The 24,516-nt window shown below is 67.4% G+C and carries 23 protein-coding genes and 1 tRNA gene; 10 read left to right on the forward strand and 14 right to left on the reverse strand.

All coding sequences use genetic code 11. The features are described 5' to 3' along the window. Positions 1 to 5 precede the first annotated feature (5 nt). Positions 6 to 2,402 carry an endopeptidase La gene (gene lon / locus IFT82_RS01140; RefSeq protein WP_192123569.1) on the reverse strand — a complete coding sequence of 799 codons (2,397 nt, stop codon included), beginning with the start codon at positions 2,400 to 2,402 and terminating at the stop codon, positions 6 to 8. Positions 2,403 to 2,535: 133 nt separating this feature from the next. Here lon and IFT82_RS01145 point away from each other — a divergent pair, with 133 nt between their 5' ends. Beyond that, positions 2,536 to 4,269 carry a M1 family metallopeptidase gene (locus IFT82_RS01145; protein ID WP_192123571.1) on the forward strand — a complete coding sequence of 578 codons (1,734 nt, stop codon included), beginning with the start codon at positions 2,536 to 2,538 and terminating at the stop codon, positions 4,267 to 4,269. Further along, entirely contained in the window at positions 4,233 to 4,508 is a 276-nt protein-coding gene (locus tag IFT82_RS01150) for a hypothetical protein (RefSeq protein WP_244646332.1), read from the forward strand. Before IFT82_RS01145 ends, IFT82_RS01150 begins: the two co-directional genes overlap by 37 nt. Positions 4,509 to 4,511: 3 nt before the next feature. Here the strand turns inward: IFT82_RS01150 and IFT82_RS01155 are convergent, their stop codons facing one another. The 8 genes from IFT82_RS01155 to IFT82_RS01190 all read right to left on the reverse strand — a co-directional run bounded on the left by IFT82_RS01155 (position 4,512) and on the right by IFT82_RS01190 (position 11,592). Further along, positions 4,512 to 5,282 (reverse strand): hypothetical protein, encoded by a 771-nt coding sequence (locus tag IFT82_RS01155; protein ID WP_192123573.1) that lies wholly within the window; start codon positions 5,280 to 5,282, stop codon positions 4,512 to 4,514. Between the two features lie 72 nt (positions 5,283 to 5,354). After that, on the reverse strand, positions 5,355 to 6,272 hold the full coding sequence (locus IFT82_RS01160; protein WP_192123575.1) for a glycosyltransferase family 2 protein: 918 nt from the start codon (positions 6,270 to 6,272) through the stop codon (positions 5,355 to 5,357). Between the two features lie 46 nt (positions 6,273 to 6,318). Beyond that, on the reverse strand, positions 6,319 to 7,584 hold the full coding sequence (gene clpX / locus IFT82_RS01165) for an ATP-dependent Clp protease ATP-binding subunit ClpX (RefSeq protein ID WP_192123577.1): 1,266 nt from the start codon (positions 7,582 to 7,584) through the stop codon (positions 6,319 to 6,321). A 182-nt stretch (positions 7,585 to 7,766) separates the two neighbouring features. Beyond that, positions 7,767 to 8,456: an ATP-dependent Clp endopeptidase proteolytic subunit ClpP gene (gene clpP / locus IFT82_RS01170; protein WP_192123579.1), complete on the reverse strand. Its 690-nt coding sequence runs from the start codon at positions 8,454 to 8,456 to the stop codon at positions 7,767 to 7,769. 102 nt (positions 8,457 to 8,558) lie between these two features. Beyond that, complete coding sequence (locus tag IFT82_RS01175; protein WP_192123581.1) at positions 8,559 to 9,494, reverse strand: glycosyltransferase family 2 protein; 936 nt, start codon at positions 9,492 to 9,494, stop codon at positions 8,559 to 8,561. 21 nt (positions 9,495 to 9,515) lie between these two features. Continuing rightward, positions 9,516 to 9,716: a hypothetical protein gene (locus IFT82_RS01180; protein WP_192123583.1), complete on the reverse strand. Its 201-nt coding sequence runs from the start codon at positions 9,714 to 9,716 to the stop codon at positions 9,516 to 9,518. Between the two features lie 74 nt (positions 9,717 to 9,790). Beyond that, positions 9,791 to 11,446: a trigger factor gene (tig, locus tag IFT82_RS01185; protein ID WP_192123585.1), complete on the reverse strand. Its 1,656-nt coding sequence runs from the start codon at positions 11,444 to 11,446 to the stop codon at positions 9,791 to 9,793. Positions 11,447 to 11,507: 61 nt separating this feature from the next. Next, positions 11,508 to 11,592, reverse strand: a tRNA-Leu gene (locus tag IFT82_RS01190). 153 nt (positions 11,593 to 11,745) lie between these two features. Between IFT82_RS01190 and IFT82_RS01195 the strand changes: the two genes are divergently transcribed. Both IFT82_RS01195 and IFT82_RS01200 read left to right on the forward strand, forming a co-directional pair. Continuing rightward, entirely contained in the window at positions 11,746 to 11,907 is a 162-nt protein-coding gene (locus IFT82_RS01195) for a hypothetical protein (RefSeq protein WP_192123586.1), read from the forward strand. A 1-nt stretch (position 11,908) separates the two neighbouring features. Next, a complete protein-coding gene (locus tag IFT82_RS01200) occupies positions 11,909 to 12,160 on the forward strand; it encodes a hypothetical protein (RefSeq protein ID WP_244646334.1) in 252 nt (83 codons plus the stop codon). A gap of 307 nt (positions 12,161 to 12,467) precedes the next feature. Here the strand turns inward: IFT82_RS01200 and IFT82_RS01205 are convergent, their stop codons facing one another. The 4 genes from IFT82_RS01205 to IFT82_RS01220 all read right to left on the reverse strand — a co-directional run bounded on the left by IFT82_RS01205 (position 12,468) and on the right by IFT82_RS01220 (position 16,529). Beyond that, a complete protein-coding gene (locus IFT82_RS01205) occupies positions 12,468 to 13,259 on the reverse strand; it encodes a DUF1206 domain-containing protein (protein ID WP_192123589.1) in 792 nt (263 codons plus the stop codon). A 370-nt stretch (positions 13,260 to 13,629) separates the two neighbouring features. After that, the gene (dxs, locus tag IFT82_RS01210; protein WP_192123591.1) at positions 13,630 to 15,552 is read right to left on the reverse strand and encodes a 1-deoxy-D-xylulose-5-phosphate synthase; all 1,923 of its coding nucleotides are present in this window, start codon (positions 15,550 to 15,552) and stop codon (positions 13,630 to 13,632) included. 61 nt (positions 15,553 to 15,613) lie between these two features. After that, the gene (locus tag IFT82_RS01215) at positions 15,614 to 16,108 is read right to left on the reverse strand and encodes a Fur family transcriptional regulator (RefSeq protein ID WP_192123593.1); all 495 of its coding nucleotides are present in this window, start codon (positions 16,106 to 16,108) and stop codon (positions 15,614 to 15,616) included. 28 nt (positions 16,109 to 16,136) lie between these two features. Next, on the reverse strand, positions 16,137 to 16,529 hold the full coding sequence (locus IFT82_RS01220; RefSeq protein WP_192123594.1) for a MerC domain-containing protein: 393 nt from the start codon (positions 16,527 to 16,529) through the stop codon (positions 16,137 to 16,139). 190 nt (positions 16,530 to 16,719) lie between these two features. On the opposite strand from IFT82_RS01220, the gene IFT82_RS01225 reads away from it, so the two are divergent. From IFT82_RS01225 to IFT82_RS01250, 6 genes are all read left to right on the forward strand, one after another. Beyond that, a complete protein-coding gene (locus tag IFT82_RS01225) occupies positions 16,720 to 17,760 on the forward strand; it encodes a COX15/CtaA family protein (protein WP_244646335.1) in 1,041 nt (346 codons plus the stop codon). A gap of 344 nt (positions 17,761 to 18,104) precedes the next feature. Next, positions 18,105 to 18,584, forward strand: coding sequence for a 50S ribosomal protein L13 (rplM, locus tag IFT82_RS01230; RefSeq protein WP_192123596.1), 480 nt, complete (start codon positions 18,105 to 18,107; stop codon positions 18,582 to 18,584). Then, the gene (rpsI, locus tag IFT82_RS01235) at positions 18,584 to 19,138 is read left to right on the forward strand and encodes a 30S ribosomal protein S9 (protein ID WP_192123598.1); all 555 of its coding nucleotides are present in this window, start codon (positions 18,584 to 18,586) and stop codon (positions 19,136 to 19,138) included. The genes rplM and rpsI overlap by 1 nt, the downstream gene beginning before the upstream one ends. A gap of 255 nt (positions 19,139 to 19,393) precedes the next feature. Next, entirely contained in the window at positions 19,394 to 21,151 is a 1,758-nt protein-coding gene (locus tag IFT82_RS01240) for a DUF1800 domain-containing protein (RefSeq protein WP_244646337.1), read from the forward strand. Next, a complete protein-coding gene (locus IFT82_RS01245; protein ID WP_192123602.1) occupies positions 21,151 to 22,539 on the forward strand; it encodes a DUF1501 domain-containing protein in 1,389 nt (462 codons plus the stop codon). The genes IFT82_RS01240 and IFT82_RS01245 overlap by 1 nt, the downstream gene beginning before the upstream one ends. An 80-nt stretch (positions 22,540 to 22,619) precedes the next feature. Further along, the gene (locus IFT82_RS01250) at positions 22,620 to 23,396 is read left to right on the forward strand and encodes an IclR family transcriptional regulator (protein WP_192123604.1); all 777 of its coding nucleotides are present in this window, start codon (positions 22,620 to 22,622) and stop codon (positions 23,394 to 23,396) included. Between the two features lie 12 nt (positions 23,397 to 23,408). Here IFT82_RS01250 and IFT82_RS01255 read toward each other — a convergent pair whose 3' ends face one another. Next, positions 23,409 to 24,473, reverse strand: coding sequence for a glycosyltransferase (locus IFT82_RS01255; RefSeq protein ID WP_446740934.1), 1,065 nt, complete (start codon positions 24,471 to 24,473; stop codon positions 23,409 to 23,411). Between the last annotated feature and the right edge of the window lie 43 nt (positions 24,474 to 24,516).

Raw genomic sequence — 24,516 nt, forward strand, 5'->3', positions numbered from 1 at the left:
CGGCATCAGTGGTGGAGTTCGGCTCCCGCCGCCGGCACCCCCTGCGGCGGCAGCGCGGCGAGTTCGTCGGCATCGGTCCAGTCGATCGCCACCAGTGGTTCGGTCAACGCCAATCGCAGCACCTCGTCGACATGCTTGACCGGGATGATGGTCAGCCCCTCCTTCACATTGGCGGGGATTTCAGCGAGGTCCTTCTCGTTCTCCTCGGGGATCAGCACGGTGGTGATGCCGCCGCGCAGCGCCGCCAGCAGTTTCTCCTTCAGCCCGCCGATCGGCAGCACGCGACCGCGCAGGGTAACCTCGCCGGTCATCGCAATCTCGCGCCGCACCGGTACACCGGTCAGCGTCGAGACGAGCGAGGTGACGAGGCCGATACCCGCCGACGGCCCGTCCTTGGGCACCGCGCCCTCGGGCAGGTGGACATGGACGTCCTTGCGGTGGAACAGCGACGGCTTGATACCGTAGCTCGGCGCCCGTGCCTTCACGAAGCTCCACGCCGCCTCGACCGACTCCTTCATCACATCGCCCAGCTTGCCGGTGGTCTTCACCGCGCCGCGTCCGCCGACCGTCACGCTCTCGATCGTCAGCAACTCGCCGCCGACCTCGGTCCAGGCCAGCCCGGTCACCGCACCGATCTGATGCTCCGTCTCCGACAGGCCGTGGCGGTATTTCTGGACGCCCGCGAACTCGTGCAGGTTCTCCGGCGTCACAGTGACCGACGTCGCCTTGCCCTCCAGGATACGGCGCAGCGCCTTGCGGCACAGCTTGGCGATCTCGCGCTCAAGCGTGCGGACGCCCGCCTCGCGGGTATATTGCTGGATCAGCGCGCGGAGCCCGTCGTCGGTCAGCGTGAACTCGTCCGGCTTCAGCCCGTGCGCGTCGATCTGCTTCTGCACCAGATGGCGGTCGGCGATCGCGACCTTCTCGTCCTCGGTATAGCCTTCCAGCCGGATGATCTCCATCCGGTCGAGCAGCGGCTGCGGCAGGTTCAGCGTGTTCGCGGTGCAGACGAACATGATGTCCGACAGGTCGAGGTCGATCTCCAGATAATGGTCCTGGAACTTGCCGTTCTGTTCGGGGTCCAGCACCTCCAGCAGCGCCGACGCCGGGTCGCCGCGAAAATCCTGACCCAGCTTGTCGATCTCGTCGAGCAGGAACAACGGGTTGGAGGCACCCGCCTTTTTCAGGTTGGTGACGATCTTGCCTGGCAGCGAGCCGATATAGGTGCGGCGGTGACCCCGGATCTCCGCCTCGTCACGCACGCCGCCCAGCGACTGGCGGATGAACTCACGCCCGCACGCCTTGGCGATCGACTTGCCGAGACTGGTCTTGCCCACGCCCGGCGGGCCGACGAGGCACAGGATCGGCCCCTTCAGCTTGTTGGTGCGGGCCTGCACGCCGAGATATTCGACGATCCGGTCCTTCACCTTCTCCAGCGCGTAATGATCCTCGTCCAGCACCGCCTGCGCGGCGGCGATGTCCTTCTTCACCTTGGTCTTCTTGCCCCAGGGCAGGCCGAGCAGCACGTCGAGGTAATTGCGCACCACCGTCGCCTCGGCGCTCATCGGCGCCATCGTCTTCAGCTTCTTCAGCTCGGCGGTCGCTTTGGTGCGCGCCTCCTTCGACAGTTTCAACGTCGCGATCTTCTGGGTCAGTTCGGCGAGTTCGTCGCCCTCATTCTCCTCGTCGCCATTGCCCAACTCGCGCTGGATCGCCTTCAACTGCTCGTTGAGGTAATATTCGCGCTGCGACTTCTCCATCTGGCGCTTGACGCGGCTCTTGATCTTCTTCTCGACCTGCAGGACGCCGAGTTCGCCCTCCATCAGCGCGAAGGTCATCTCCAGCCGCTTGGCGGGATCGGTTTCCACCAGCAGCGCCTGCTTGTCGGCCACCTTCACCGCAATGTTCGCCGCCACCGCATCGGCCAGCTTCGACGCATCGTCGATCTCGCCCAGCTGCACCGCGGTTTCGGCGGGCAGCTTCTTGTTGAGCTTGGCGTAATTCTCGAACTGGCCGACGACCGAGCGCATCAGCGCCTCGGTCTCGGCACCTTCCGGTTCCAGATCGGCGATCGCCTCGATCGTCGCGGTCAGGTGCGTCTCGCCCGCGGTCAGTTCGCCCAGCCGGCCGCGCTCCTTGCCTTCGACCAGCACGCGCACGGTGCCATCGGGCAGTTTCAGCAATTGCAGGACGGTGGCGGTGACGCCCACCTCGTACAGGTCCTCGCGCGCGGGATCGTCCTCGGCGGGATCGAGTTGCGCGACGAGGAATATCTCCTTGTCGGCGTTCATGGCCGATTCCAGCGCGGCGACCGATTTGTCGCGGCCGACGAACAACGGCACGATCATGTTCGGGAAGACGACGATGTCACGCAGCGGCAGGACGGGATAGGACTGGTTCATGCAAACTCCGGTCGGCCCCGATCGGGGCCACGATGGTTCTTTATATGGGATGTGCGAACGATCCATCAATCTGGCCACCGCCCTGATTGTGATCCGCTCTTGCCAAGCCATCGGCGGTGCGCAACGATGCGTCATGAATCGTATACTTTCATCGCTGATCGCGGTCGCGTTCATCCCCGCCGCCGCCGCGCAGACCGGCACGCTGCCCGCCAAGGGCACGCCGGCCCTGACCGAACAGACCAAGGTTTCCGGTGGCCTCCGCCCGGCCGAACAGACCGCGCTGACGTCCGACCGGGCCGATCTGGCGTTCGAGCTGCATCCCGACAGCTACCGCCTGACCGGGGTGGCGACACTGGATTTCACCGCGAAGGCACCGGTCGCCCGGCTGGTGATCGATCTCGATCGCAACCTGCCCGTCACCGCGATTGCGATCGACGGCGTCGCCTTGCCCGCCGGGCGCTGGTCGAATCCGCAGGGGCAGTTGACCATCCCGCTGCCCCGGCCGCTCGCGGCGGGTGGCAAGGTATCCGCGCGCATCACCTATGGCGGCACCCCGCATGTCGCGGTGCGCGCGCCGTGGGACGACGGGGTGGTGTGGTCAAAGACGCCAGCAGGGGCGACCTGGTTCGCGACCACGGCGGAGGGGTATGGCTGCGACCTGTTCTGGCCGTGCTTCGATTTTCCCGAGGGGGAGCCGGGCAGCGTGACGCTGCACATCACCGTGCCCAGGGGATTGAAGGCCCCCTCGAACGGCCGGCTGCTCGGCGTCGACACGCTGCCCGACGGGCGCACGACGTGGAACTGGCGGACCGATCACCCCAACACCTATGCGATCGCGCTGAACGTCGGCCCGTACGAAGAGATCGCCGGGACCTATAAAAGCCGGTTCGGCAACACGATCCCGATGTTCTACTGGTACCTGCCCGGCGAGAAAGCGAAGGCGGAAAAGCTGTTCGCCGAGTTCGCCCCGACGCTCGACTTCTTCGAAAGCACGATCGGCCCCTACCCCTTCGGCAACGAGAAGGTCGGCGTGATCGAGACGCCGCACAAGGGCATGGAGCACCAGACGATCAATGCCTATGGCAACGACTATGCCAAGGCGGCGGAGGGGTTCGACTGGCTGTTCCAGCACGAATTCGCGCATGAATGGTTCGCCAACCAGCTGACCGCCGCCAACTGGGACGATTACTGGCTGCACGAGGGCTATGGCACCTACATGCAGCCTGCCTATGGCGAATGGCGCGAGGGCGCGGCGCGGTATGCCGCGATGATGAACGGCCAGCGCGGCGGCATCGCCAACCGGGTGCCGATCGTTCGTGGCCGCGTCATCACCGAGGAGGAGGTGTACGAGGCGGACAAGGGCGGCCCCGGCCTCGACATCTACAACAAGGGGTCGTGGATGCTCCACACGCTGCGCTGGGCGATCGGCGACAAGGCGTTCTGGGACGTGACCCGGCTGGCCGTCTATGGCCGCCTCGATCCGAAACCCGGCAACTTCGTGCCCCGCTTCGGCTCGACGACCGAATATGAAGGCTTCGTCGCCCGCGTGACGGGCAAGGACTATCGCTGGTTCTTCGATGCGTACCTGCGTCAGGCGGCATTGCCCGATCTGATCCCGACGCGGACCGGCGACACGCTGACGCTGGCATGGCACGTGCCGGGGAACGGCCCCTTCCCGCTTCCGGTCGAACTGGCGGTCGACGGCGTCCGCCGGACCCTGCCGATGACGGAGGGGCGTGCGACGTTGAATGTGCCCGCCTCGGCGCATGTCGTGATCGATCCCGACGCCCGCGTGTTGAGACGATCGATCGCGATCGAGGAGATGCAGGCATGGCAAAGCGGACGGCAGGGTCGACCGGCGAAATGAGCGGCACCGCCCTCGGCATCCGCCGGGCGGCGGAAATGGCGGCGGTGTTCATGATCGGCGACGGGTTGCTCGGGCTGCTCCAGCCGACCCGCCATGTCGATCTGTGGCGATCGGACGTGGCGGCGGTGGATGCGCTGGTGCGCCCGTTCGGTGGACGCCCGACCCGGCGGCGCTGGTACGGCGCGCTGCAACTGGCGGCCGGCGTGACGCTGGCGGCGGGATTGCGGCCGCCGCGATGAAGGTCAGCGCCGGTGCGGCACCGCCTTGTCGCGTGTCGCGCCGGCATAGTTGCCCGTCGCCAATATGAACGGCCGGGTCGCGGCCCGGACGATCCGCTTCAACGCCAGACTGCCGCGTCCCCAGTCCTTGCCGTCCATGCCTCGTCGGCCGGATATCTTGGGATCGGTGAAGAAGTAGGTGCGGACCGGCACGTCGGTGGATTGCAGCACCTGCGCGGACAGGATCATCTCCGGCGGCAGGCGGTTCACGTCGTCGCGCAGCGAGAGATAACGGTCGCGGAGGATCGCGTCGAATCCCGCCTTCGTCCAAATGAACAGCCGCATGTCCAGCCACGGGCGCCGCCGGTTCCAGATGTCGCCCGCGAAATCGACGCCGCGGCGGGCGCGGACCACCTTGGGCAGGTTCGACACCAGATAACGCCCGGTCACCTTCACGACGGTGCCATCACCCAGATACGGAACATGGTCCATCGCGTGCTGGATCAACGCCAGCTCGCCATAGCCGTACCCATAGGCGGGCGGATATTCGATGCCGGGATAGGACATCACATCGATCGGATGGCCGGCCGCCACCTGCTCGAACGCGGTCATGTCGCTGGCCGAGTTGTCGACGAACAGGATCCGGTCGATGCCATGCCCGATCATGCCGCGATAGAATGTCAGCGCGCGCAGATACTCGTCACGCCGCGCATCCGCATTGGCGATCATCGTCCGCATCCCGCCGGCGGGTGCGACCGTCGCGGTCATCAGCAGGGTCACCGGATCATCGGACATCGTGTTGGACCTTCGCCATCCTCGACCCGCCGGTCGATGCCGCATCCCGGCCGGCGTACCGACCGGCGATCGTCAGATCATCGCCGCGACGATCGCGGCCTTCATCCGGGTTTCGCCGGTACGGGCCGACCGTATCTCACGCAGCCGCCCGACCGTATGGCCATCCAGCATCGTGCGCAGCGTCGCCTGCACGGCCGGCGGCGCGGTATCGCCGAACCGGTCGCGAAACGCCAAAAGCGTATTGCGCGCCAGCGCGGCCTGCCGGCGACAACTGTCCAGCCGCCGCAGCGGTTCGCCCAGACGACCGAACCAGCGGGAAAACAGCCGCTCCGTCATCGGCGCACCGACCGTGTTGGCGCCATGCTGCCGATAGAGGACCAGCGGTTCCTCGACGCTGTCGACCACCCCGAAGGCGGCCGCGACCAGCGCCAGCCACCAGTCGTGCATCATCACCTCCGCCGGCACCGGCAGCGCCAACCGCATCAGCGCGTCGTTGATCAGCATGGTGCAGCCGGGCACGTGATTGCTGAGCAGGAAATCGCGGGGGGCCGACGCCTTCAGGCTTTTGCTGGTGAACCGGAAGAAACTGTCGCCCAGCACGTTCAGGTCGGAATCGACGACCTTCAGGTCGCTGAACACCATCACCGGCGCCCCCGGTTGGCGCGCCTCGCATTCCTGCATCCGGCGCATCAGCGACGATAGCTTGTTCGGTTCCCAGACATCGTCCTGATCCGCCAGCGCGACATAGCCACCGCCGGTTTGCGTCATCGCGTTGCTGAAATTACCGATCACGCCACGCGCGGCGGTGTTGCGATGGACGGCCGCCCCGTCCCACAGGGCGGCGACCATCTCGCGCGTGCGATCGGTGGAGCTATCGTCGGATACGACGAGACGGACGTCCTGCCAGTCCTGTGCCCGAACGGACGCGAGGAACGGTTCCAGATAGCGTTCGCCATTGTACGTAGCCAAAGCTACCGAAATCGCCGTCATTCACCGCCCCCGCATACCACCCGTCCGCCGACCCCTAACCTCCCCGTCAGGCCGCGTCGCCCGCTTTCTTCTTCTCGGCATAGACGCGGATCGGTTCCTTGCGACCTTCGACCACGTCCTTGTCGATCATCACCTCGTCGACGCCGTCCATGCCGGGCAGGTCGAACATCGTGTCGAGTAGGATACCCTCCAGGATCGATCGCAGGCCGCGCGCGCCGGTCTTGCGCTCGATGCCCTTCTTGGCGACCGCGGTCAGCGCCTCGTCGGTGAAGCCCAGATCGACCTGCTCCATCTCGAACAGCTTCTGATACTGCTTCACCAGCGCGTTCTTCGGTTCCTTCAGGATCTTGACGAGCGCCCCGACGTCGAGGTCCTCCAGCGTCGCGATCACCGGCAGGCGGCCGACGAACTCGGGGATCAGGCCGAACTTCAACAGATCCTCCGGCTCGGTCGACCGCAGCACCTCACCGGTGCGGCGTTCCTCGGGCGTGGCGACATAGGCGCCGAACCCGATCGACTTGCCCTGCAACCGGTCGCCGATGATCTTTTCGAGACCGCTGAACGCGCCGCCACAGATGAACAGGATGTTCGTCGTGTCGACCTGCAGGAATTCCTGCTGCGGATGCTTGCGCCCGCCCTGCGGCGGCACGCTGGCGGTGGTGCCCTCCATCAGCTTCAGCAATGCCTGCTGCACGCCCTCGCCCGACACATCGCGCGTGATCGACGGATTTTCGGCCTTACGGCTGATCTTGTCGATCTCGTCGATGTACACGATGCCGCGCTGCGCCCGCTCGACATTATAGTCGGATGCTTGGAGCAGCTTGAGGATGATGTTCTCGACATCCTCACCGACATAACCCGCCTCGGTCAGCGTCGTCGCGTCGGCCATGGTGAACGGCACGTCGAGGATGCGCGCCAGCGTCTGCGCCAGCAGCGTCTTGCCGCAACCGGTAGGGCCGACGAGCAGGATGTTGGACTTGGCGAGTTCGACGTCCGCACCCTTGGCGCCGTGGTTCAGCCGCTTGTAGTGGTTGTGCACCGCCACCGACAGCACGCGCTTCGCCTGCTTCTGCCCGATGACGTAATCGTCGAGCACGTTGCAGATTTCCTGCGGGGTCGGCACGCCGCCGTCCTTCTTGGATACCAGCGCCGACTTCGTCTCCTCGCGGATGATGTCGTTGCAGAGTTCCACGCACTCGTCGCAGATGAAGACGGTCGGACCCGCGATCAGCTTGCGTACTTCGTGCTGCGACTTGCCGCAGAAAGAGCAGTAGAGGGTGCTCTTCGAGTCGCCACCGCTCAGCTTCGTCATTAAGATAACCCTCTTGGTCGATACGCCATCCGCACCGACACATTGCGCATGGGCGGATCCAGGGGCGGATCACGCCGGACGACAGATATGGCAATCCCGCCCCGGCTCTACAAGCGATAACCGGCCGCGCCCGGTTGCCCGGCCACGGAGCGGCCGGGCGCGGCGACGGGGCGGGAAGCCGATCAGGCGGTGGCCGCGCCGTCTTCCGAAGGCATCGGCCGCTTGTCGAACACCTCGTCGATCAGTCCGAAATCCTTCGCCTCGGACGACGACAGGAAGGTGTCGCGGTCCATCTTGCGCTCGATCTCCTCGATCGGCTGACCGGTGTACTTGGCGTACAGCTCGTTCATCCGCGCACGGATGCGCAGGATTTCCTTGGCCTGGATCTCGATGTCCGATGCCATGCCCTGCGCGCCGCCGGACGGCTGGTGGATCATGATCCGCGCATTGGTGAGCGCGACGCGCATCCCCTGCTCGCCCGATGCCAGCAGGAAGCTGCCCATCGATGCCGCCTGCCCGATGCACACCGTGCCGACGCGCGGCCGGATGTACTGCATCGTGTCATGGATCGCCATGCCCGCCGTGACGACACCCCCCGGCGAGTTGATGTACATGAAGATGTCCTTCTTCGGGTTCTCCGATTCGAGGAACAGCAACTGCGCGGTGATGAGGCTGGCCATGCCGTCCTCCACCCCGCCCGTCACGAACACGATGCGTTCGCGCAGCAGGCGGCTGAAGATGTCGAACGAGCGCTCGCCGCGGTTCGACTGCTCGATGACGATCGGCACCAGACCGGCCCGGGTCTGCTGGAGGCCGACGCCGGCCTGCGCCAGCGGGCTCGCGAAATCGCCGGTCTCGAACGGATTGTGCATGGGTGAACTCTCTGATGGCATGAAGAGCCCCTATGTCGCCCGCCAGCCGGGGGAGTTCAACCCCGCCCCGAAACGATCAGGGTTAACGCGCGACCCTAACAGTCATGCGCCCGGCGCGGGATACGTCAGATAGGCCAGCCGCCGCATCTCGCGCCGCCCCCGCACCACGGTATCGAGGATCAGCCCCGCGAAGAAACAGAGCGCCGCCACGATCACCAGTCCCGTGACGAGGATCGCGGTAGGGAAACGCGGCACCAGCCCGGTCTGCGCATAGGTGACGACCAGCGGCACCGCGAGCGCGACGGCGACCAGCGCCAGCAACAGACCGAGCCCGCCGAAATACAGCAGGGGCCGTTCGATCCGGTACAATGTCAGGATCGTCGACAGGATACGCCAGCCGTCGCCGTACGTGGACAGCTTCGATTCCGACCCCTCCGGCCGGGCATAATAGGGCGTCTCGATCTCCGCGCACGGCATCCTGAGTTCCAGCGCATGGACCGAGATTTCCGTTTCGATCTCGAACCCCGCCGACAGCGACGGGAAACTCTTCACGAACCGGCGCGAGAAGACGCGGTAGCCCGACAGGATATCGGTGAAACTGCGCCCGAACAGCCGCGCCAGCATGCCGGTCAGCAACGCATTGCCGAAGCGGTGGCCCCGCCGGTACGATTCCTGCACCTGGCTGACGCGGCTGCCGACGATCATGTCGAGCTGTTCGTCCACCAGCCGCTCGACCAGCAGCGGCGCGGAGGCGGCGTCGTAGGTCGCGTCGCCGTCCGCCATCACATAGACATCGGCGTCGATGTCGGCGAACATCCGCCGCACCACCGCGCCCTTGCCCTGGATGCGTTCGCGCCGCACGACCGCCCCGGCGCGCTCCGCCACCTCGACGGTGCGGTCGGCGGAGTTGTTGTCGTAGACATGGATCACCGCGTCGGGGAGCGCGGCGCGGAAGCCGGCCACGGTCTGCGCGATCGCCGCTTCCTCGTTGTAGCAGGGCAGCAGGACGGCGATGCGGAGCGCGCGCGGGCCGGTCATGATCGGGTCTTCTCCGTGACGCTATTGCTGACCCGTGGTCCGCTCGTACCCGCCTTGCAGGATCGTATCGCGGCACGTCGCGGTCCAGCATCGATCGGCGTCGCGTGCCGCGATGGCGGCCTCGTCGTGACGACTCATCACCAGCCAGCCGATCACCGCGACGACGACCAGCACCGCCACGACGATCAACTGGATATTGCCCCCGCGATCACCATTCGCCACGCGCCGTTCGCCTCCGTTTTCCATGCCGCAACGGTCACCCCGATCGCCGGACCGGGGCGGCCGTCATCGGGCGATCAGCCCTCGGACTTCACCTTCTTGGCCCGCGGCTTCTTGACCGGGGCGTCGGCGGCTTCGGTACCCTCGGCCTTTTCGGCAGCCTCAGGCGCAGACTCGGCGACCTGCGTCTCGGCGTCGACCGGGGCGGCGGCCTTCTTGGCGCGCGGCTTCTTCGCCTTGAGCGCCGGCGCGTCCTCCACGTTACCGCTCACCTCGGTCTCGGCGACCGGGGTGGCGTGATCGTGGTCATGGCCGTGATCGTGGTCATGCCCGTGGTCGTGCGCATGGTCATGGTCGTGCGCATGATCGTCGTGGTTATGGATGTGCGTGCCGGTCGCGAAGCCGTCTTCGCTCTCGATCGCCGCTTCCAGTTCCTCGCGGGTTGAATCACGGTCGGTGATCGTCGCCTTCTCGAACAGGAAGTCGACGACCTTGTCCTCGTACAGCGGCGCGCGCAGCTGGGCGGCCGCCATCGGCTCCTGCTGGACATACTGCATGAAGCGCTGGCGATCCTCGGGACCGTATTGCTGCGCGGCCTGCGCGATCAGCCGGTTCATTTCCTGCTGGCTCACCTCGATGCCGTTGGCCTGGCCGATCTCGGACAGCAACAGGCCCAGGCGGACGCGACGCTCGGCGATCTTGCGGTAATCGTCGCGCTCGGCCTCCATCTCGGCCTTCGCCTTTTCGGGGTCGGCCTCGTGGGTCGCCTCATGCTCCAGCTGCGCCCAGATCTGGCTGAACTCGGCCTCGACCATCGACGGCGGCACCTCGAAGTCATGCCCCTCGGCCAGCTGGTCGAGCAGCTTGCGCTTCATGTGGGTGCGCGTCAGGCCGTTATGCTCCTGCTCGATCTGCCCCTTGATGAGGCCGCGCAGCTGCTCCAGGCTTTCCAGCCCGAGATTCTTGGCCATGTCGTCGTCGATCTTGGCCTCGCCCGCGGTCTTCACCGACTTGACGACGAGGTCGAAGGTCGCGGGCTGGCCGGCGAGGTTCTTCGCCTGATAGTCCTCGGGGAAGGTGACGGAGATCTGCTTCTCGTCGCCCGCCTTCACGCCGACGATCTGATCCTCGAAACCGGGGATCAGCCGGCCCGAACCGATCTCGACACCCATGTCGGTGCCGGTGCCACCCTCGAACGCGACGCCGTCGGCGGTCTTGCCGACGAAATCGACGGTGACGAGGTCGCCCTGCTCGGCCGCCTTGTCGCCGGCATCGTCCCAGCTCTTCTGGCCTTCGGCGAACTTGGCGATCTGCTCGTCCACCGCCGCGTCGGCGACGGGCACGGTCAGCCGCTCCAGCACCAGCGCGTCGATCGCGGGGGCGGGCACCTGCGGCAGCACTTCGAGCGTCACCGTGATCTCGGCATCCTTGCCGGGCTCATAGCCTTCGGCCAGCTCGACCGAGGGCTGCATCGCGGGGCGCAGCTGGTTGTCGACCATCAGCTGCTGGATGCCCTGCTGGATCGCGGCATTCAGCGCGTCCTGCGCCAGCGCCTCGCCGTGCATCTTGCGGACCAGATTGGTCGGCACCTTGCCGGGGCGGAAACCGGGCATCTTCACCTGGGGGGCGACGCGCTTCACCTCGGCATCGACCTTGGCGTCGATATCCTTGGCGGTGATGGTGAGCGTGTAGGCGCGCTTCAGCCCCTCGTTCAGCGTCTCGACAGTCTGCATTGCTGGCCTTCGATCTGGAGAAATCTGTTGTCGGGCGACCACGCCTTGCGCCGGGCGGGACTGGTGCGGGCGAAGGGACTCGAACCCCCACATCTTGCGATGGCAGGACCTAAACCTGCTGCGTCTACCAGTTCCGCCACGCCCGCACTGCTGGACCCGTCGTTGGGGTGTCCCGACAAAACAACGCTTCGTCGGGCGGCCCCTTGGGCGGGCGTCTATACCAGCACGACGCCCTACGGCAAGCACGCAGGCAACCGCAAGTGTCTTGCCGCGTTGAAAGACCCGAAGGAGAAGAACCGATGGCCACCCAGCCCCCCACCGAGGTCCCCACCCCCGATCCCCAGCCGGCCCAGCCCGACAGCCCCCCGCCGGAGATCACCACGCCCAGCCCCGACTTCGACCAGCCCTCTCCCGGCACCCCCGCCAACGACCCCGGCACCGCGCAGCCGGCGGAGATCTGAGATGGCCGGCGACCAGCACGACGACCGGAACAGCGATGCCCTGCCCGAAAGCCACGCCGGCACCGATCCGGCATCCTCGTCGGCAGCACGGGACGACGATGCACGCAGCGATCTGGAACAGGCGGTCGCCGCCCGTTCCGACGCGGTCGAACGCGGCGAAGGCGGGCCGGATACGGTGACGGCACCGGGTGACTTCGCAGGCACCGGTGGCACCGGCGGCGTGGTCCGCAATCAGGATCAGGACGCGCAGTAACCCGTTCCGACGGAAGACAGCCGATAAGGAAAAGGGGCGGTACCGTGTCGGTGCCGCCCCTTTTCACGTGATACGGGAAACCGGACGGCGATGACGCGATGCGGGCCGATCCGCCATGGTCACGCTACCCCCGCCCGCCATGGCGAACGGGGGCCCGTCATGCGGGCCTGGAGCCGGATGAGATCAGGTCGAACCGGATGTTCGTCGTTGCGAGCGGAGCGAAGCAATCCAGGGCGTCCTGGTCCGGCGCTGGATTGCTTCGCTCCGCTCGCCATGACGGATCGGGTCAGAACAATGTCATCCCGCTCTAACCGGCCGATACGCGGCGACGCAGGCGATCCAGCACCTGCGGATCGGTGATGCGGCGGTACACCGCCTCCACCGCGCTGAACACGCCGAACAGGAACAGCCCGGCTGCGACCAGCACCTGCCAGTCGTCGGGGATGCGATCCAGCGCCTGTTCCATGCCGCCGGCTGCCGCCGCGCGCTCCTGCCGGCTCGCCTCCCACATGAACAGCGCGGTCATCGCGAACACCACGCCGCGCGCGAGATAACCGGCCCGGCCGACCCAGGCGATCCACGGCCGGCCGGCGACGGCGGGGTCGAGATGCTTCAGGAAACCCAGCCGGTACGCCTTGACGATCTGGAACGCCGCCAGCGCGAGCAGGATCGCGGCGACCACGACCAGCATCCAGCTGCCGCCCGGCAGCGCCAGCGCGGTGGATGCGCCCTGTTCCGCCGAATCGGAAGACGATCCCTTGCCGCCCGTCGCCAGCCCGATCGCCGCCCAGCACAGGAACAGGTGGATGATCCCGGACACGCCGCCGCCCAGCCGCTGCGCAATGCCCTTCGCGCCGGTGCCCTGCCCCTCGGTATCGATCAGCGCCTCCGACAGCCGCCAGACGCCGTAACCGAGAAACCCGATCGCCATGATGCCGAGCAGGATGCCGCCGCCGACACCCTGGATATAGGCCAGCGCCCCCTCATTGTCCTCGGTCCGCCCCAGCCGCAGCGCCAGATAGCCGATCGCGGCATACATCAGCGCCCGCGCGGCGAAGCCCAGCCGCGCCAGCATCTCGAACCCATTGATTCCCGGCATGTACGTCTCCCTTTGCGCGGGCAACCGTCATGCAGGGGCGATCGTTCCGCCAAGGTTACGAAGTGGTCGGTGGCCGCCGGAACACCGGTGGCGGGAGTACCGGCCGAAACCGGTCATATCCATCGTTCGGAATGCCCCGGCTCCGCCAGCCCTGCGACGCCACGGCAAACCACGTCGTGGATGCCGCCCCTCACACGCCACCGTCAGGGCACAACGGCCGTCAGGGCACGACGACATGCCCCCCCCTTGCCGTCATTGCGAGCGCAGCGAAGCAATCCAGCGCCACACGCGTGACGCTCCCGATCGCATCGCCGCACCCGCGATCACGCCAAAGGTTCAGACCAATGCCATCACGCTCCGGACCCCGACATCACGCCCGCGCTTCCGCCACGCCCCCGGAATTGTGGCGCAGCGCCTTCAGCACGGTGTCGATGATCGCGGCGGCGTCCAGCCCCGCCTCGGCATATTGCACGTCGGGCTTGTCCTGATCCTGGAACGTATCGGGCAGCCGCATCGTGCGCAGCTTCAGCCCGCCGTCGATCAGCCCCTCGTCCGAAGCCAGCGTCAGCACATGCGCGCCGAACCCGCCGACCGCGCCCTCCTCGATCGTCACCGCCACCTCGTGCGTGGTCAGCAGGCGGCGGATCAATGCCTCGTCCAGCGGCTTGGCGAAGCGCAGGTCGGCCACGCTCGTCGACAGGCCCTTCGCCTCCAGCTGGTCCGCGGCCTTCAGCGCCTCGGTCAGGCGGGTGCCGAGCGACAGGATCGCCACCGTCTTGCCCTCGCGCACCATCCGGCCCTTGCCGATCTCCAGCACCTGCGGCACGTCCGGCAGCGCGACCCCGGTGCCGGCGCCGCGCGGATAACGCACCGCGATCGGGCCGCTGTCGTGCGCGACGCAGGTATGCGTCATGTGGACCAGCTCCGCCTCGTCGGCGGCGGCCATCACCACGAAATTGGGCAGGGTCGCCAGATAGGTGACGTCGAACGACCCGGCATGGGTCGCGCCGTCCGCCCCGACCAGCCCGGCGCGGTCGATCGCGAAGCGGACCGGCAGGTTCTGGATCGCCACGTCATGGACCACCTGGTCGTAGGCGCGCTGGAGGAAGGTGGAATAGATCGCGCAGAACGGCCGCATCCCCTGCGCGGCCAGCCCGGCGGCGAAGGTCACGCCGTGCTGTTCGGCGATGCCCACGTCGAAGAACCGGTCGGGATAGCTGGCGGCGAACGCCTCCAGTCCGGTGCCCGACGGCATCGCCGCGGTGATCGCGCAGATGCGGTCGTCGGTGGCCGCGGCATCGGCCAGCGCCTGCCCGAACACGTTCTGATACTGGGGCGGCCCCGGCGGCGCCTTCGCCTGCGCGCCGGTGATGACGTCGAACTTCTGGACGCCGTGATACTTGTCCGCCGACGCCTCCGCCGGGGCATAGCCCTTGCCCTTCTTCGTCACGACATGGACGAGGATCGGCCCCTCCTCGGCATCGCGGACATTCTCCAGCACCGGGATCAGATGGTCCAGGTTATGGCCGTCGATCGGGCCGACATAATAGAAACCCAGTTCCTCAAACAGCGTGCCGCCCATGGTCATGCCGCGCGCGAACTCATCGGTCTTGCGCGCCGCCTGATGGAAGGGGCGCGGCAGTTTGCGCGCCAGCTTCTTCATCATCTCGCGGATGCTCAGGAATTCGCGACTCGACACGATCCGGCTCAGATAGGCGGACAGGCCACCCACCGGCGGCGCGATCGACATGTCGTTGTCGTTCAGGATCACGACCAGCCGGTTGCCCGCCTGCTCGGCATTGTTCATCGCCTCGTATGCCATGCCCGCCGACATCGCGCCGTCGCCGATCACCGCGATGCCCTTGCCCGGGGTGCCGGCCAGCTTGTTGGCGATCGCGAAGCCCAGCGCGGCGGAGATCGAGGTCGACGAATGCGCCGCGCCGAACGGGTCGTATTCGCTTTCGGAACGCTTGGTGAAGCCCGACAGGCCACCGCCCTGCCGTAGCGTCCGGATGCGGTCGCGCCGCCCGGTCAGTATCTTGTGCGGATAGCATTGATGGCCGACATCCCAGACCAGCCGGTCGCGCGGGGTATCGAACACGTAATGGATCGCCGTCGTCAGTTCGACCACGCCCAGCCCCGATCCCAGATGCCCGCCGGTCGTCCCGACCGCTGAAATCGTTTCCAGCCGCAACTCGTCGGCAAGCTGCCGCAGATCTTCGGGTTTCAGGCGGCGGAGGTCGTCTGGCGTCGAAACGGTGTCGAGCAAGGGCGTTACGGGAAGGTCAACCATCGAACGGGCTTACCCTTCCGTCGCGACCGTGTCGATTGCCGACCGTATCGGTCCGGCCATATCAGGCCGCGGCGGGCACCGCGTCCGACAGCGCGCGGCGGCAGTCGGCGCATTGCCCCCGCACCTCGATCACCGGCCGCACCGGCGCGAAGCCGGCGGCGCGGGCGGCGGCACGGACGTCGCCGGTGACACGGTCGTCATCCAGATGCGTCGTCTGCCCGCACCCGTCGCACACCAGGAAGATGCAGTCGTGCAGGCAGTCGGGATGCGCGTTGACGATATAGGCGTTCGCGCTTTCCACCCGGTGCGCCAGATTGGCCCCGACGAACAGGTCGAGGATGCGATAGACGCTGTTGGCGGCCACCCGCCGCCCCTCCGCCTTCGACACCGCATCGGCGATGTCATAGGCGCTGGCCGGCTTCGCGAACCCCGCCAGCGATGCATAGACGCTGGCCCGCATCGTGGTCCATTGCTCGCCGGATTTCTCCAGCGTCGCCTGTGCCGCGGTCGCCAGATCGTCGCGCTGCAGTTCGTGATGATGATGAACGTGCGCCATCGCACGGAAATAGGATGCGGGTGCCGCTCTAGCAAGCGCGCAGGGAGGCGCGACGGTTCATCTCGTGGCCCAGCGCCAGCAGCGCGACGCCGACGATCGTCCACAGCGCCTCGCCGTTCGACCCGTCGTGCGGCAACTGCATCGCCCCTGCCATGACGCCCAGCCCGAACGCCCCGACCGCCGCCGGCACCGCCTCGCCATGCCGCACCACGCCGCGCCCCAGCGCCACCGCGCCCAGCGCGATCGCCATCACCAGCCCGACCTCGTGGATGTGTGGATCGAGCAGCAGCCCGCCCGCCGCCGACATCAGCGCCAGCAGCACCGACGTCGCCAGGCAATGCACCACGCACAGTCCTGACAACCCGATCGCCAGACGATCGAGCCCCGGCACACGCCGGATGCGGATGGATGAAGCGGCCATGGTCACGGGCAGCGATATAGCTGGGGCCAAGACAGGTTACAACATCACATCAATATTAATGACCTGCGCCCCACGTCATCAATCCGGGGTTACCTTCCCGGCGCAGATGCCGGGCTTGTACAGACGCCGGGAACGCAAGAAGCACCGGTCCCGCCATTGCCGCCCTCCCCCACACGTCATAGATGGGGTCATGCTCCTGCCCAGTGCCGCCTTCATGTCCCATGCCCGGCCGCGCGCGGTGGCGCGGTGGCTGTTCGTCGTCGCCGCGCTGATCGTCGCGATGGTGGTGGTCGGCGGCATCACCCGCCTGACCGAATCGGGCCTGTCGATCACCCGCTGGCAACCGGTCAGCGGTATCGTGCCCCCGCTGAACGATGCCGCGTGGCAGGCGGAGTTCGACCGGTACAAGCGTATCCCCGAATATGCCGCGTTCAACCGCGACATGACGCTGGCGGGGTTCAAGGCGATCTTCTTCTGGGAATATCTCCATCGCCTGCTGGGGCGGGTGATCGGCCTCGCCTTCGCGCTGCCGCTGCTGTGGTTCGCGGTGAAGCGGCAGATTCCGCGCGGCTACGGCATCCGGCTCGTCGCGCTGCTCGCCCTGGGCGGGTTGCAGGGCGGGATCGGCTGGTGGATGGTCGCTTCCGGCCTGTCGGAACGTACCGACGTCAGCCATCTGCGCCTTGCCGTCCACCTCGTCACCGCGCTCGTCATCCTCGCCGGGCTCGTCTGGACCGCGCTCGACCTGATGCAGCTGCACCGCGACCGATTGGCGACGCCCGCGCGACTCGCCCCCGCCGCCCTGCTCGGACTCGGGCTGCTGTTCGTGCAGATCGTGTGGGGGGCGTTCACCGCCGGGCTCGATGCGGGCTATGCCTTCGCCAGCTGGCCGCTGATGGGTGACAGCCTGTTCCCGGCGGGCGTGCCGCTGACGGGGACGCTGGCCGACGCGGTCGACAATCCGGTGATGGTGCAGTTCATCCACCGCTGGCTGGCCTTCGCGGTCGGCGCGGCGCTGTTCTGGCTGGCGGTGCGCGCCACCCGGCGGGGATCGCGCGCGGGGTTCGTCGTGGTCGGGCTGGTGACGCTCCAGATCTTCCTCGGCATCGCCACGCTGATGACCGGGGTATTGATCGAGGTGGCGGTGGCGCATCAGGCGAACGCCGCGCTGCTATTGATCGCCACCGTCTTCGCCGCCCACCGGATCGGCATCCGCAAAGCCTTCGTCTGAAAGTCTGTTTGAAAACGCGCCGGGCGCGTTTTGCGGTGCCGGCCCGCTCCCCCTCCCGACCACCCATTCGGGATACGCTGTGGGTGGCCGGGAGGGGGAGCGGGCGGAACATGCCAAGGTTCCGGCGATCCGCAGGATCGTTGGAAAGCAGGTGGAGGGCGGCACCGCCTTGAAACTCGCTCTTTCGCGAGTTTCCAAGCAACTCTTGAAGCCCATGGTATCCTGATACCCGTCAGGAACGCCGCCGAAATCTTGACTTCAGCGACAGTCGCGGGCATTGGCGCCGGGTCCGCGCTGTTCCCATCCGGGAGCGGCGCGCTCTCGTTCGAAAGGTTCTCACGCCCATGAAGGCGCTCATGAAGACCACCAAGTCGGCCAAGCCGCACGAGGTGGAGAAGAAATGGCATATCGTCGACGCGACCGATCTGGTCGTCGGCCGTGCCGCGGTGGTGATCGCCAACGTCCTGCGCGGCAAGCACAAGACGTCGTTCACCCCGCACGTCGATTGCGGTGACAATGTCGTCGTCATCAACGCCGACAAGATCCGCTTCACCGGCAACAAGGCCGCGAAGAAGATCTATTACAAGCACACCGGCTATGCCGGCGGCATCAAGGGCGTCACCGCCGCCAAGGTCCTCGAAGGCCGCTTCCCGGAGCGCGTGCTGGAAAAGGCCGTGGAGCGCATGATTCCGCGCGGTCCCCTCGGCCGTGACCAGATGCGCAACCTGCGCATCTTCAAGGGCACCGAGCATCCGCACACCGCCCAGAACCCTGAGGTTCTCGACATCGCCGGCATGAGCCGCAAGAACAAGGTGGGTGCATAATGTCCGACAACCGCCAGTCCCTTTCCGATCTCGCCGCGACGCTGGGCCAGCAGCGCGACGCCGCCGAGAATCCCGCCGCCACCGCCGATTCGGCCGACGCCTATCTGGCGGGTGCCGAGCCGGCGCCGGTCAGCACGATGCCGCTGCGTGAGCAGATCATCGACAAGCAGGGCCGCGCCTATGCCACCGGTCGCCGCAAGGACGCGGTCGCCCGCGTCTGGCTGAAGCCGGGTTCGGGCAAGATCACGGTCAACGGCCGCGATCAGGAAGTCTATTTCGCGCGTCCGACGCTGCGTCTGGTCATCAACCAGGTGTTCGGCATCACCGAGCGCGAAGGCCAGTACGACGTGGTCTGCACCGTCAAGGGCGGTGGCCTGTCGGGTCAGGCCGGCGCGGTCAAGCATGGCATCAGCCAGGCGATCACCCGGTACGAGCCGACCCTGCGCGCCTCCGTGAAGGCCGCCGGCTTCCTGACGCGCGACAGCCGCACCGTCGAGCGCAAGAAGTACGGCCGTGCCAAGGCACGCAAGAGCTTCCAGTTCTCGAAGCGCTAAGCGTTTCGGCATTGCTGCCACGAGGGGCGGTCCGGCAACGGGCCGCCCTTTTCGTATCCGGGCCGGACGACGCCCGGCGATCCGGCAATCACGCGGCCTGACAACGCCGGCGCCCGGCCGCCCCCGGCCTGCACCGGGGCAACGCGGAATTCTCATGCGCGCGCCGGGCATCTGCGAACGGCGCGTTAACCATTTCGGGCTATCCTCCACCGACGACACGGCACCGCGAGTCGCGATCCGTCCGGGGGCAGAAGCTTGTTGCACGACGATAACCCGATCATGACGGCGGCGCATCGTGCCCCTGCGTCGACCCCCCCTGCTCCACCCCCCGCCCCGCTCCTGATCCCGCCGGGCGATCTGCCGGTTGCGGCCGCCACCACCGCTGCCCCCTTTGCGGTTCTTGCCCCCGCCATCCTGCTCGCGGCCTGTGGCGGCGGCGGCGATAACGGCCCCACGGCGGCGGCGCCCACCGTCTCCGCCCCCGTCGCCATCGTCCGCACCGCGCCGACGCCCGCGCAGGCCAGCCGTTTCCTGGGGCAGGCGACGATGGGGACGACGAAGGCGCAGATCGCCGACGTCGTCGACAAGGGCTACGAGGCGTGGATCACCGCGCAGATGGCGCTGCCCCGCGCGACGACGCATTGGGATTGGCTGGTCACGAACGGATACAACGTCGCCGCCAACATCAACAACACCGCCGGGTTCGACACCACCGTCTGGCGGCAGTTGATCGTCGAGCCGGACCAGCTTCGCCAGCGCGTCGGCATGGCGCTGCTCGACCTGCTCGTCGTCGGGATCGACGCGGTGAACCTCAACTGGAAACAGTTCGCCGCCGCCGCCTATCTCGATATCCTGCTCGACCGGGCATTCGGCAATTACCGGGATATCCTCGACGCAATCACCACCAATGCGGCGATGGGGTCGTTCCTCACCTTCCTCGGCAACCGCAAGGCGAACACCCGCACCGGCGCCGTCCCGGACGAGAATTATGCGCGCGAACTGATGCAGCTGTTCACGCTCGGCCTCTACCAGCTGAACATGGACGGCAGCGTGAAGGGCGGCGCGACCCCGCTCGAAACCTACCGGCCGGAGGATGTCGCCGGCCTCGCCCGGGTCTTCACCGGCCTGTCGCTGGCCACCGCCGACAGCACCACGCCCGATCGCTATCGCCAGCCACTGGTGATGAACGCCACGCTGAACGAGACCGGCAGCGCCAGCTTCCTCGGCGCCACCGTCTCGGGCGGCGGCATGGCGGCGGTGAAGATCGCGCTCGACACGATCTTCGTCCACCCCAATCTGCCGCCCTTCGTGTCGAAGCAATTGATCCAGCGCCTCGTCACCTCCAATCCCTCGCCCGCCTACATCGCCCGCGTCGCGACGAAGTTCGCCGACAACGGCAGCGGCGTGCGCGGCGACCTGAAGGCGGTCGTCACCGCGATCCTGCTCGATAGCGAGGCGCGCGGCGATGCCGCGCTGACCACCACCGCCGCGGGCAAGCTGCGCGAACCGGTGATGCGCCTGACCGGCTGGGCACGCGCCTTCGCGGTCAACTCGCCCTCCAATGCCTGGGGCTTCGGCGACACCAGCAACCAGTCGACCCGGCTGGGCCAGTCGATGGGGCGCAGCCAGACGGTCTTCAACTTCTTCCGCCCCGGCTATTCCCCGCCCGCCAGCGCGATCGCGGCCGGCGGGCTGGTCGCACCCGAATTCCAGATCACCAACGAACAGTCGGTGGTCGGCTACATCAACTATATGTACGGCCTCGTCGCCAACGGCACCGGCGATACGAAGGCGGATTACAGCGACATCCTGCAAAAGGCCGCCGACACCAATGCGCTGGTCGACGAGGTCGCGTTGCTGCTCGCCGCCGGACAACTCTCCGCCGCCACGATCGCGCAGATCCGCAGTGCGGTCGACAGTGTGTCCGCCACCGCCAGCGGCGGCCCCACCAACCGGGTGGGGATCGCGATCATGCTGACGCTCGCCGCCCCCGAATATCTGACGGTGAAGTGATGAGCTGCTTCGATCACGACCAGTCGCGCCGCGCCTTCCTGAAGCGGTCGGCCGCGCTGGGCATGGCGGGCGTCGCCGCCCCCTTCGTCACCAGCCTGGGCGCGATCGGCGAGGCCGCGGCCGCCACCGCGACCGACTACAAGGCGATGGTGTGCATCTTCCTGTACGGCGGCAACGATTACGCCAATACGCTGACGCCCTACGATCAGGCCAGCTATGCGCAATATCTCGCCGCGCGGACCAACATCGCCCACACCCGCGACTCGCTGGCCGCGACCTTGTTGAAACCCGCTCAGGCATTGGCGGGCGGGCGGCAATATGCGCTGGCCCCGACGATGAAGTCGCTGCTGCCGCTGTTCGACGGCGGCAAGCTGGCCCCGATCCTGAACGTCGGCACCCTCGTCCAGCCGACCACCAAGGCACAGTATCTGGCCAATTCGGTGCGCCTGCCGCCCAAGCTGTTCAGCCACAACGACCAGCAAAGCTATTTCCAGGCGTCCAGCCCCGAAGGCGCGACCTCGGGCTGGGGCGGGCGGATCGGCGACGTGTTCCAGAACGGCAACGGCGCCGCCGCGCTCACCTGCATCAATGCCAGCGGCAACGCGGTGTACCTCACCGGGCGCAACGCCGTGCAATATGCCGTCGGCACCGGCGGCCCGATCGCGCTGCTCAACAACAGCCGCACGATGTACGGCTCCGCCGCCGCCGCCACGACGCTGCGATCGCTGATGACCGCCGCGCCCGGCAGCCTGCTCGGCGACGAACATGCCCGCGTGTCGAAGCGCGCGCTGGATACCTATGCGCAGGTGTCGGGCGCGCTGGCGGGGGCGCCGGTGGCGAACTTCCCGCTGTTCCCGACCGGCAACAGCCTGGCCGATCAGTTGCGGATGGTCGCACGGCTGATCTCCGTCTCGTCCGAACTGGGGGCGAAGCGGCAGGTGTTCTTCGTGTCGATCGGCGGGTTCGACCTGCACGACAATCTCGTCGCGCAGCACCCGGCGCTGATCGGCCGCGTCGCCGATGCGATGAAGGCGTTCTACGACACCACCGCCGCGATGGGCGTGGCGGACAAGGTGACCAGCTTCACCGCCTCCGATTTCGGGCGCACGCTGCAATCCAACGACGACGGGTCGGATCACGGCTGGGGGTCGATGCACTTCGCGATGGGCGGCGCGGTGAAGGGCGGCCGCCTCTATGGCACCCCGCCCGCGATCGGCAACGGCACCGCCGACGATGTCGGGCAGGGCCGCCTGATCCCGACCGTCTCGGTCGATCAATATGTCGCCACGCTCGCCAGCTGGTTCGGCGTGTCGGACGGCGATCTGCGCACCGTGCTGCCCAATATCGGCAACTACGACGCATCCAGCTGGAAGCTCGGCTTCCTGTGATCGTGCCGGCGGTCGGGCCGGATCGGCTAAATCGCCGCGCCCCTCTGTACGAAGGCGGCGGGGCCGGATAGACGCGGCAGATGCGCGACGACCCGGCCAAGGAAGACGATGAAGCCAGCCGCACGATCGGCGCGCAGACGCTGTTCCGTGGGCTCGACATCCTCGAGATCGTCGGCGCCCGGCCGATGACCGCCGCCGACCTGACCACCGCCAGCGGCCTGACCCGCGCCACCGCCTCGCGCTTCGTCGCCGCGCTGGTCAGCCGCCAGATGCTCACCCGCTCGGCGGACGGGGTCCTGCGGCTCGGGCCGCGGCTGATGTACGCCAGTTCGCGCGCGGCGGAGCAGATCAACCTGCAAAGCATCGCCCGCCCCTTCTTCGAACGGTTCGTGATGGCTGAGGGGTTGAGCATCTTCCTCGGCCGCCGCGACGGCGACTGGTCGGTCCATCTCGATCGCCATGCCGGGCGCGAGCATATCGGCGTCACCACCCGCCCCGGCGACCGGCGCGGCCTGCCCGAGACGGGGATGGGCAAGGCGCTGCTGCTCGACGACGACGTCGACAGCTGGACGCGGCTGTTCCACCAGTTCGGCGACCGCTACACCGGCGACGGCTGGCTGGAACGGATGCAGGACCATGCCCGCGCCGGCGTGGTGGTGCAGCAGGGGCCGCCGCCCGATCATATCCGGTCGGTCGCGGCGCCCGTCCGCGATGCGAGCGGCGGTATCGTCGCCGCGATCAGCGTCGCCACCGCCGCGCAGAACCTGGACGAGGCGGCGATGGCTGCCCTCGCCCCCCGCGTCGCGGAGATCGCCGCCGCGATCAGCGCCGAACTGGGCTGGTCCCCGCGCGGCTGAACCGGCGCGCCGTCACCGTTTCCGCCAGGTGAACAGCGACGACATCGTATAATTCCACACCACGCTGATCAGCACGCCGGCCACGGCGGACAGCATCCAGTAGGTGTGCTGGACGAACAGCCATTCCGCGATGCCGATATTGGCGACCGCCCCCGTCGCGCAGACCAGGTTGAACGTCAGCCAGCCGCGCACCAGCGCCGGCCCGCGCAACCGCTGGTCGCGATAGGTCAGCAGGTTGTTGAGGAAGAAGTTGTTCGAGATCGCGACCACCGTCGCCGCCAGTTGCGATGCGCCGAACGACAGGCCGACGCCCAGATACAGCGCCGACAGGATCAGGAAATGGATCGCCAGCCCGATCGCCCCGACCAGCCCGAACCCGATGAACCGGATCGGCACGATGCGCCCGAACGCCTTGTCGAGGATCAGCTGCAGATATTCCCACAGCACCAGCGCATCCAGCTTGCTGTCGCCGAACTGCCGGCACCGGAACACATAGGGCAGCTCCGCCACCCGCAGCGGCGCGGGCGCGCTGGCGGCGATGTCGAGCAGGATCTTGAACCCCACCGTCGACAATTTGGGCAGCGACCGTTCGAACGCGGCGCGCGTCATCATGAAGAACCCGCTCATCGGATCGCCGATCGGCGTGCGCGTCAGCATCACCGCCATCCGCGTCGCCAGCCGGCTGGCCGCGGCGCGCCCCTTCGCCCAGTCGCCCAGCCCGCCGCCTGCGCAATAGCGGCTGCCGACCACCAGATCGACATTCCCCTCGCGCAGCGTCGCCAGCATCCGCCCCAGCAGCCGTTCGTCATGCTGCAGATCGGCGTCCATCACCGCGACATAGGGCGCGGCGGTCGCCATGACCCCCTCGACACACGCGGAGGCCAGCCCCCGCCGCCCGACCCGGTGGACGATCCGCACCCGGTGATCGCGCATCGCCAGGTCGCGCACCCGCGCGGCGGTGCCGTCGGGCGAGTCGTCGTCGACGAACACGATCTCCCACCGCACGTCGGGCAACGCCGCCGCCACCGCCTCGACCAGCAGCGGCACGTTGTCGATCTCGTTATAGGCGGGCACCACGATCGCCAGCTCGGCCGGCGGCGGCAGGATGGGATCGGTAATG

The sequence above is a fragment of the Sphingomonas sp. CFBP 8760 genome (genome assembly GCF_014841615.1).
Lineage (GTDB): Bacteria > Pseudomonadota > Alphaproteobacteria > Sphingomonadales > Sphingomonadaceae > Sphingomonas.

Bases quoted from the DNA above. Each gene is read 5' to 3' on its own strand.
- IFT82_RS01225 (WP_244646335.1), top strand. From the start codon at position 16,720: ATGCTCCTGCCCAGTGCCGCCTTCATGTCCCATGCCCGGCCGCGCGCG.
- clpP (WP_192123579.1), bottom strand. From the start codon at position 8,456: ATGCACAATCCGTTCGAGACCGGCGATTTCGCGAGCCCGCTGGCGCAG.
- IFT82_RS01250 (WP_192123604.1), top strand. From the start codon at position 22,620: ATGCGCGACGACCCGGCCAAGGAAGACGATGAAGCCAGCCGCACGATC.
- tig (WP_192123585.1), bottom strand. From the start codon at position 11,446: ATGCAGACTGTCGAGACGCTGAACGAGGGGCTGAAGCGCGCCTACACG.
- IFT82_RS01245 (WP_192123602.1), top strand. From the start codon at position 21,151: ATGAGCTGCTTCGATCACGACCAGTCGCGCCGCGCCTTCCTGAAGCGG.
- IFT82_RS01160 (WP_192123575.1), bottom strand. From the start codon at position 6,272: ATGACGGCGATTTCGGTAGCTTTGGCTACGTACAATGGCGAACGCTAT.
- IFT82_RS01155 (WP_192123573.1), bottom strand. From the start codon at position 5,282: ATGTCCGATGATCCGGTGACCCTGCTGATGACCGCGACGGTCGCACCC.
- IFT82_RS01220 (WP_192123594.1), bottom strand. From the start codon at position 16,529: ATGGCCGCTTCATCCATCCGCATCCGGCGTGTGCCGGGGCTCGATCGT.
- IFT82_RS01195 (WP_192123586.1), top strand. From the start codon at position 11,746: ATGGCCACCCAGCCCCCCACCGAGGTCCCCACCCCCGATCCCCAGCCG.
- IFT82_RS01150 (WP_244646332.1), top strand. From the start codon at position 4,233: ATGGCAAAGCGGACGGCAGGGTCGACCGGCGAAATGAGCGGCACCGCC.
- IFT82_RS01205 (WP_192123589.1), bottom strand. From the start codon at position 13,259: ATGCCGGGAATCAATGGGTTCGAGATGCTGGCGCGGCTGGGCTTCGCC.
- rplM (WP_192123596.1), top strand. From the start codon at position 18,105: ATGAAGGCGCTCATGAAGACCACCAAGTCGGCCAAGCCGCACGAGGTG.
- IFT82_RS01175 (WP_192123581.1), bottom strand. From the start codon at position 9,494: ATGACCGGCCCGCGCGCGCTCCGCATCGCCGTCCTGCTGCCCTGCTAC.
- dxs (WP_192123591.1), bottom strand. From the start codon at position 15,552: ATGGTTGACCTTCCCGTAACGCCCTTGCTCGACACCGTTTCGACGCCA.
- rpsI (WP_192123598.1), top strand. From the start codon at position 18,584: ATGTCCGACAACCGCCAGTCCCTTTCCGATCTCGCCGCGACGCTGGGC.
- IFT82_RS01145 (WP_192123571.1), top strand. From the start codon at position 2,536: ATGAATCGTATACTTTCATCGCTGATCGCGGTCGCGTTCATCCCCGCC.
- IFT82_RS01200 (WP_244646334.1), top strand. From the start codon at position 11,909: ATGGCCGGCGACCAGCACGACGACCGGAACAGCGATGCCCTGCCCGAA.
- IFT82_RS01215 (WP_192123593.1), bottom strand. From the start codon at position 16,108: ATGGCGCACGTTCATCATCATCACGAACTGCAGCGCGACGATCTGGCG.
- clpX (WP_192123577.1), bottom strand. From the start codon at position 7,584: ATGACGAAGCTGAGCGGTGGCGACTCGAAGAGCACCCTCTACTGCTCT.
- lon (WP_192123569.1), bottom strand. From the start codon at position 2,402: ATGAACCAGTCCTATCCCGTCCTGCCGCTGCGTGACATCGTCGTCTTC.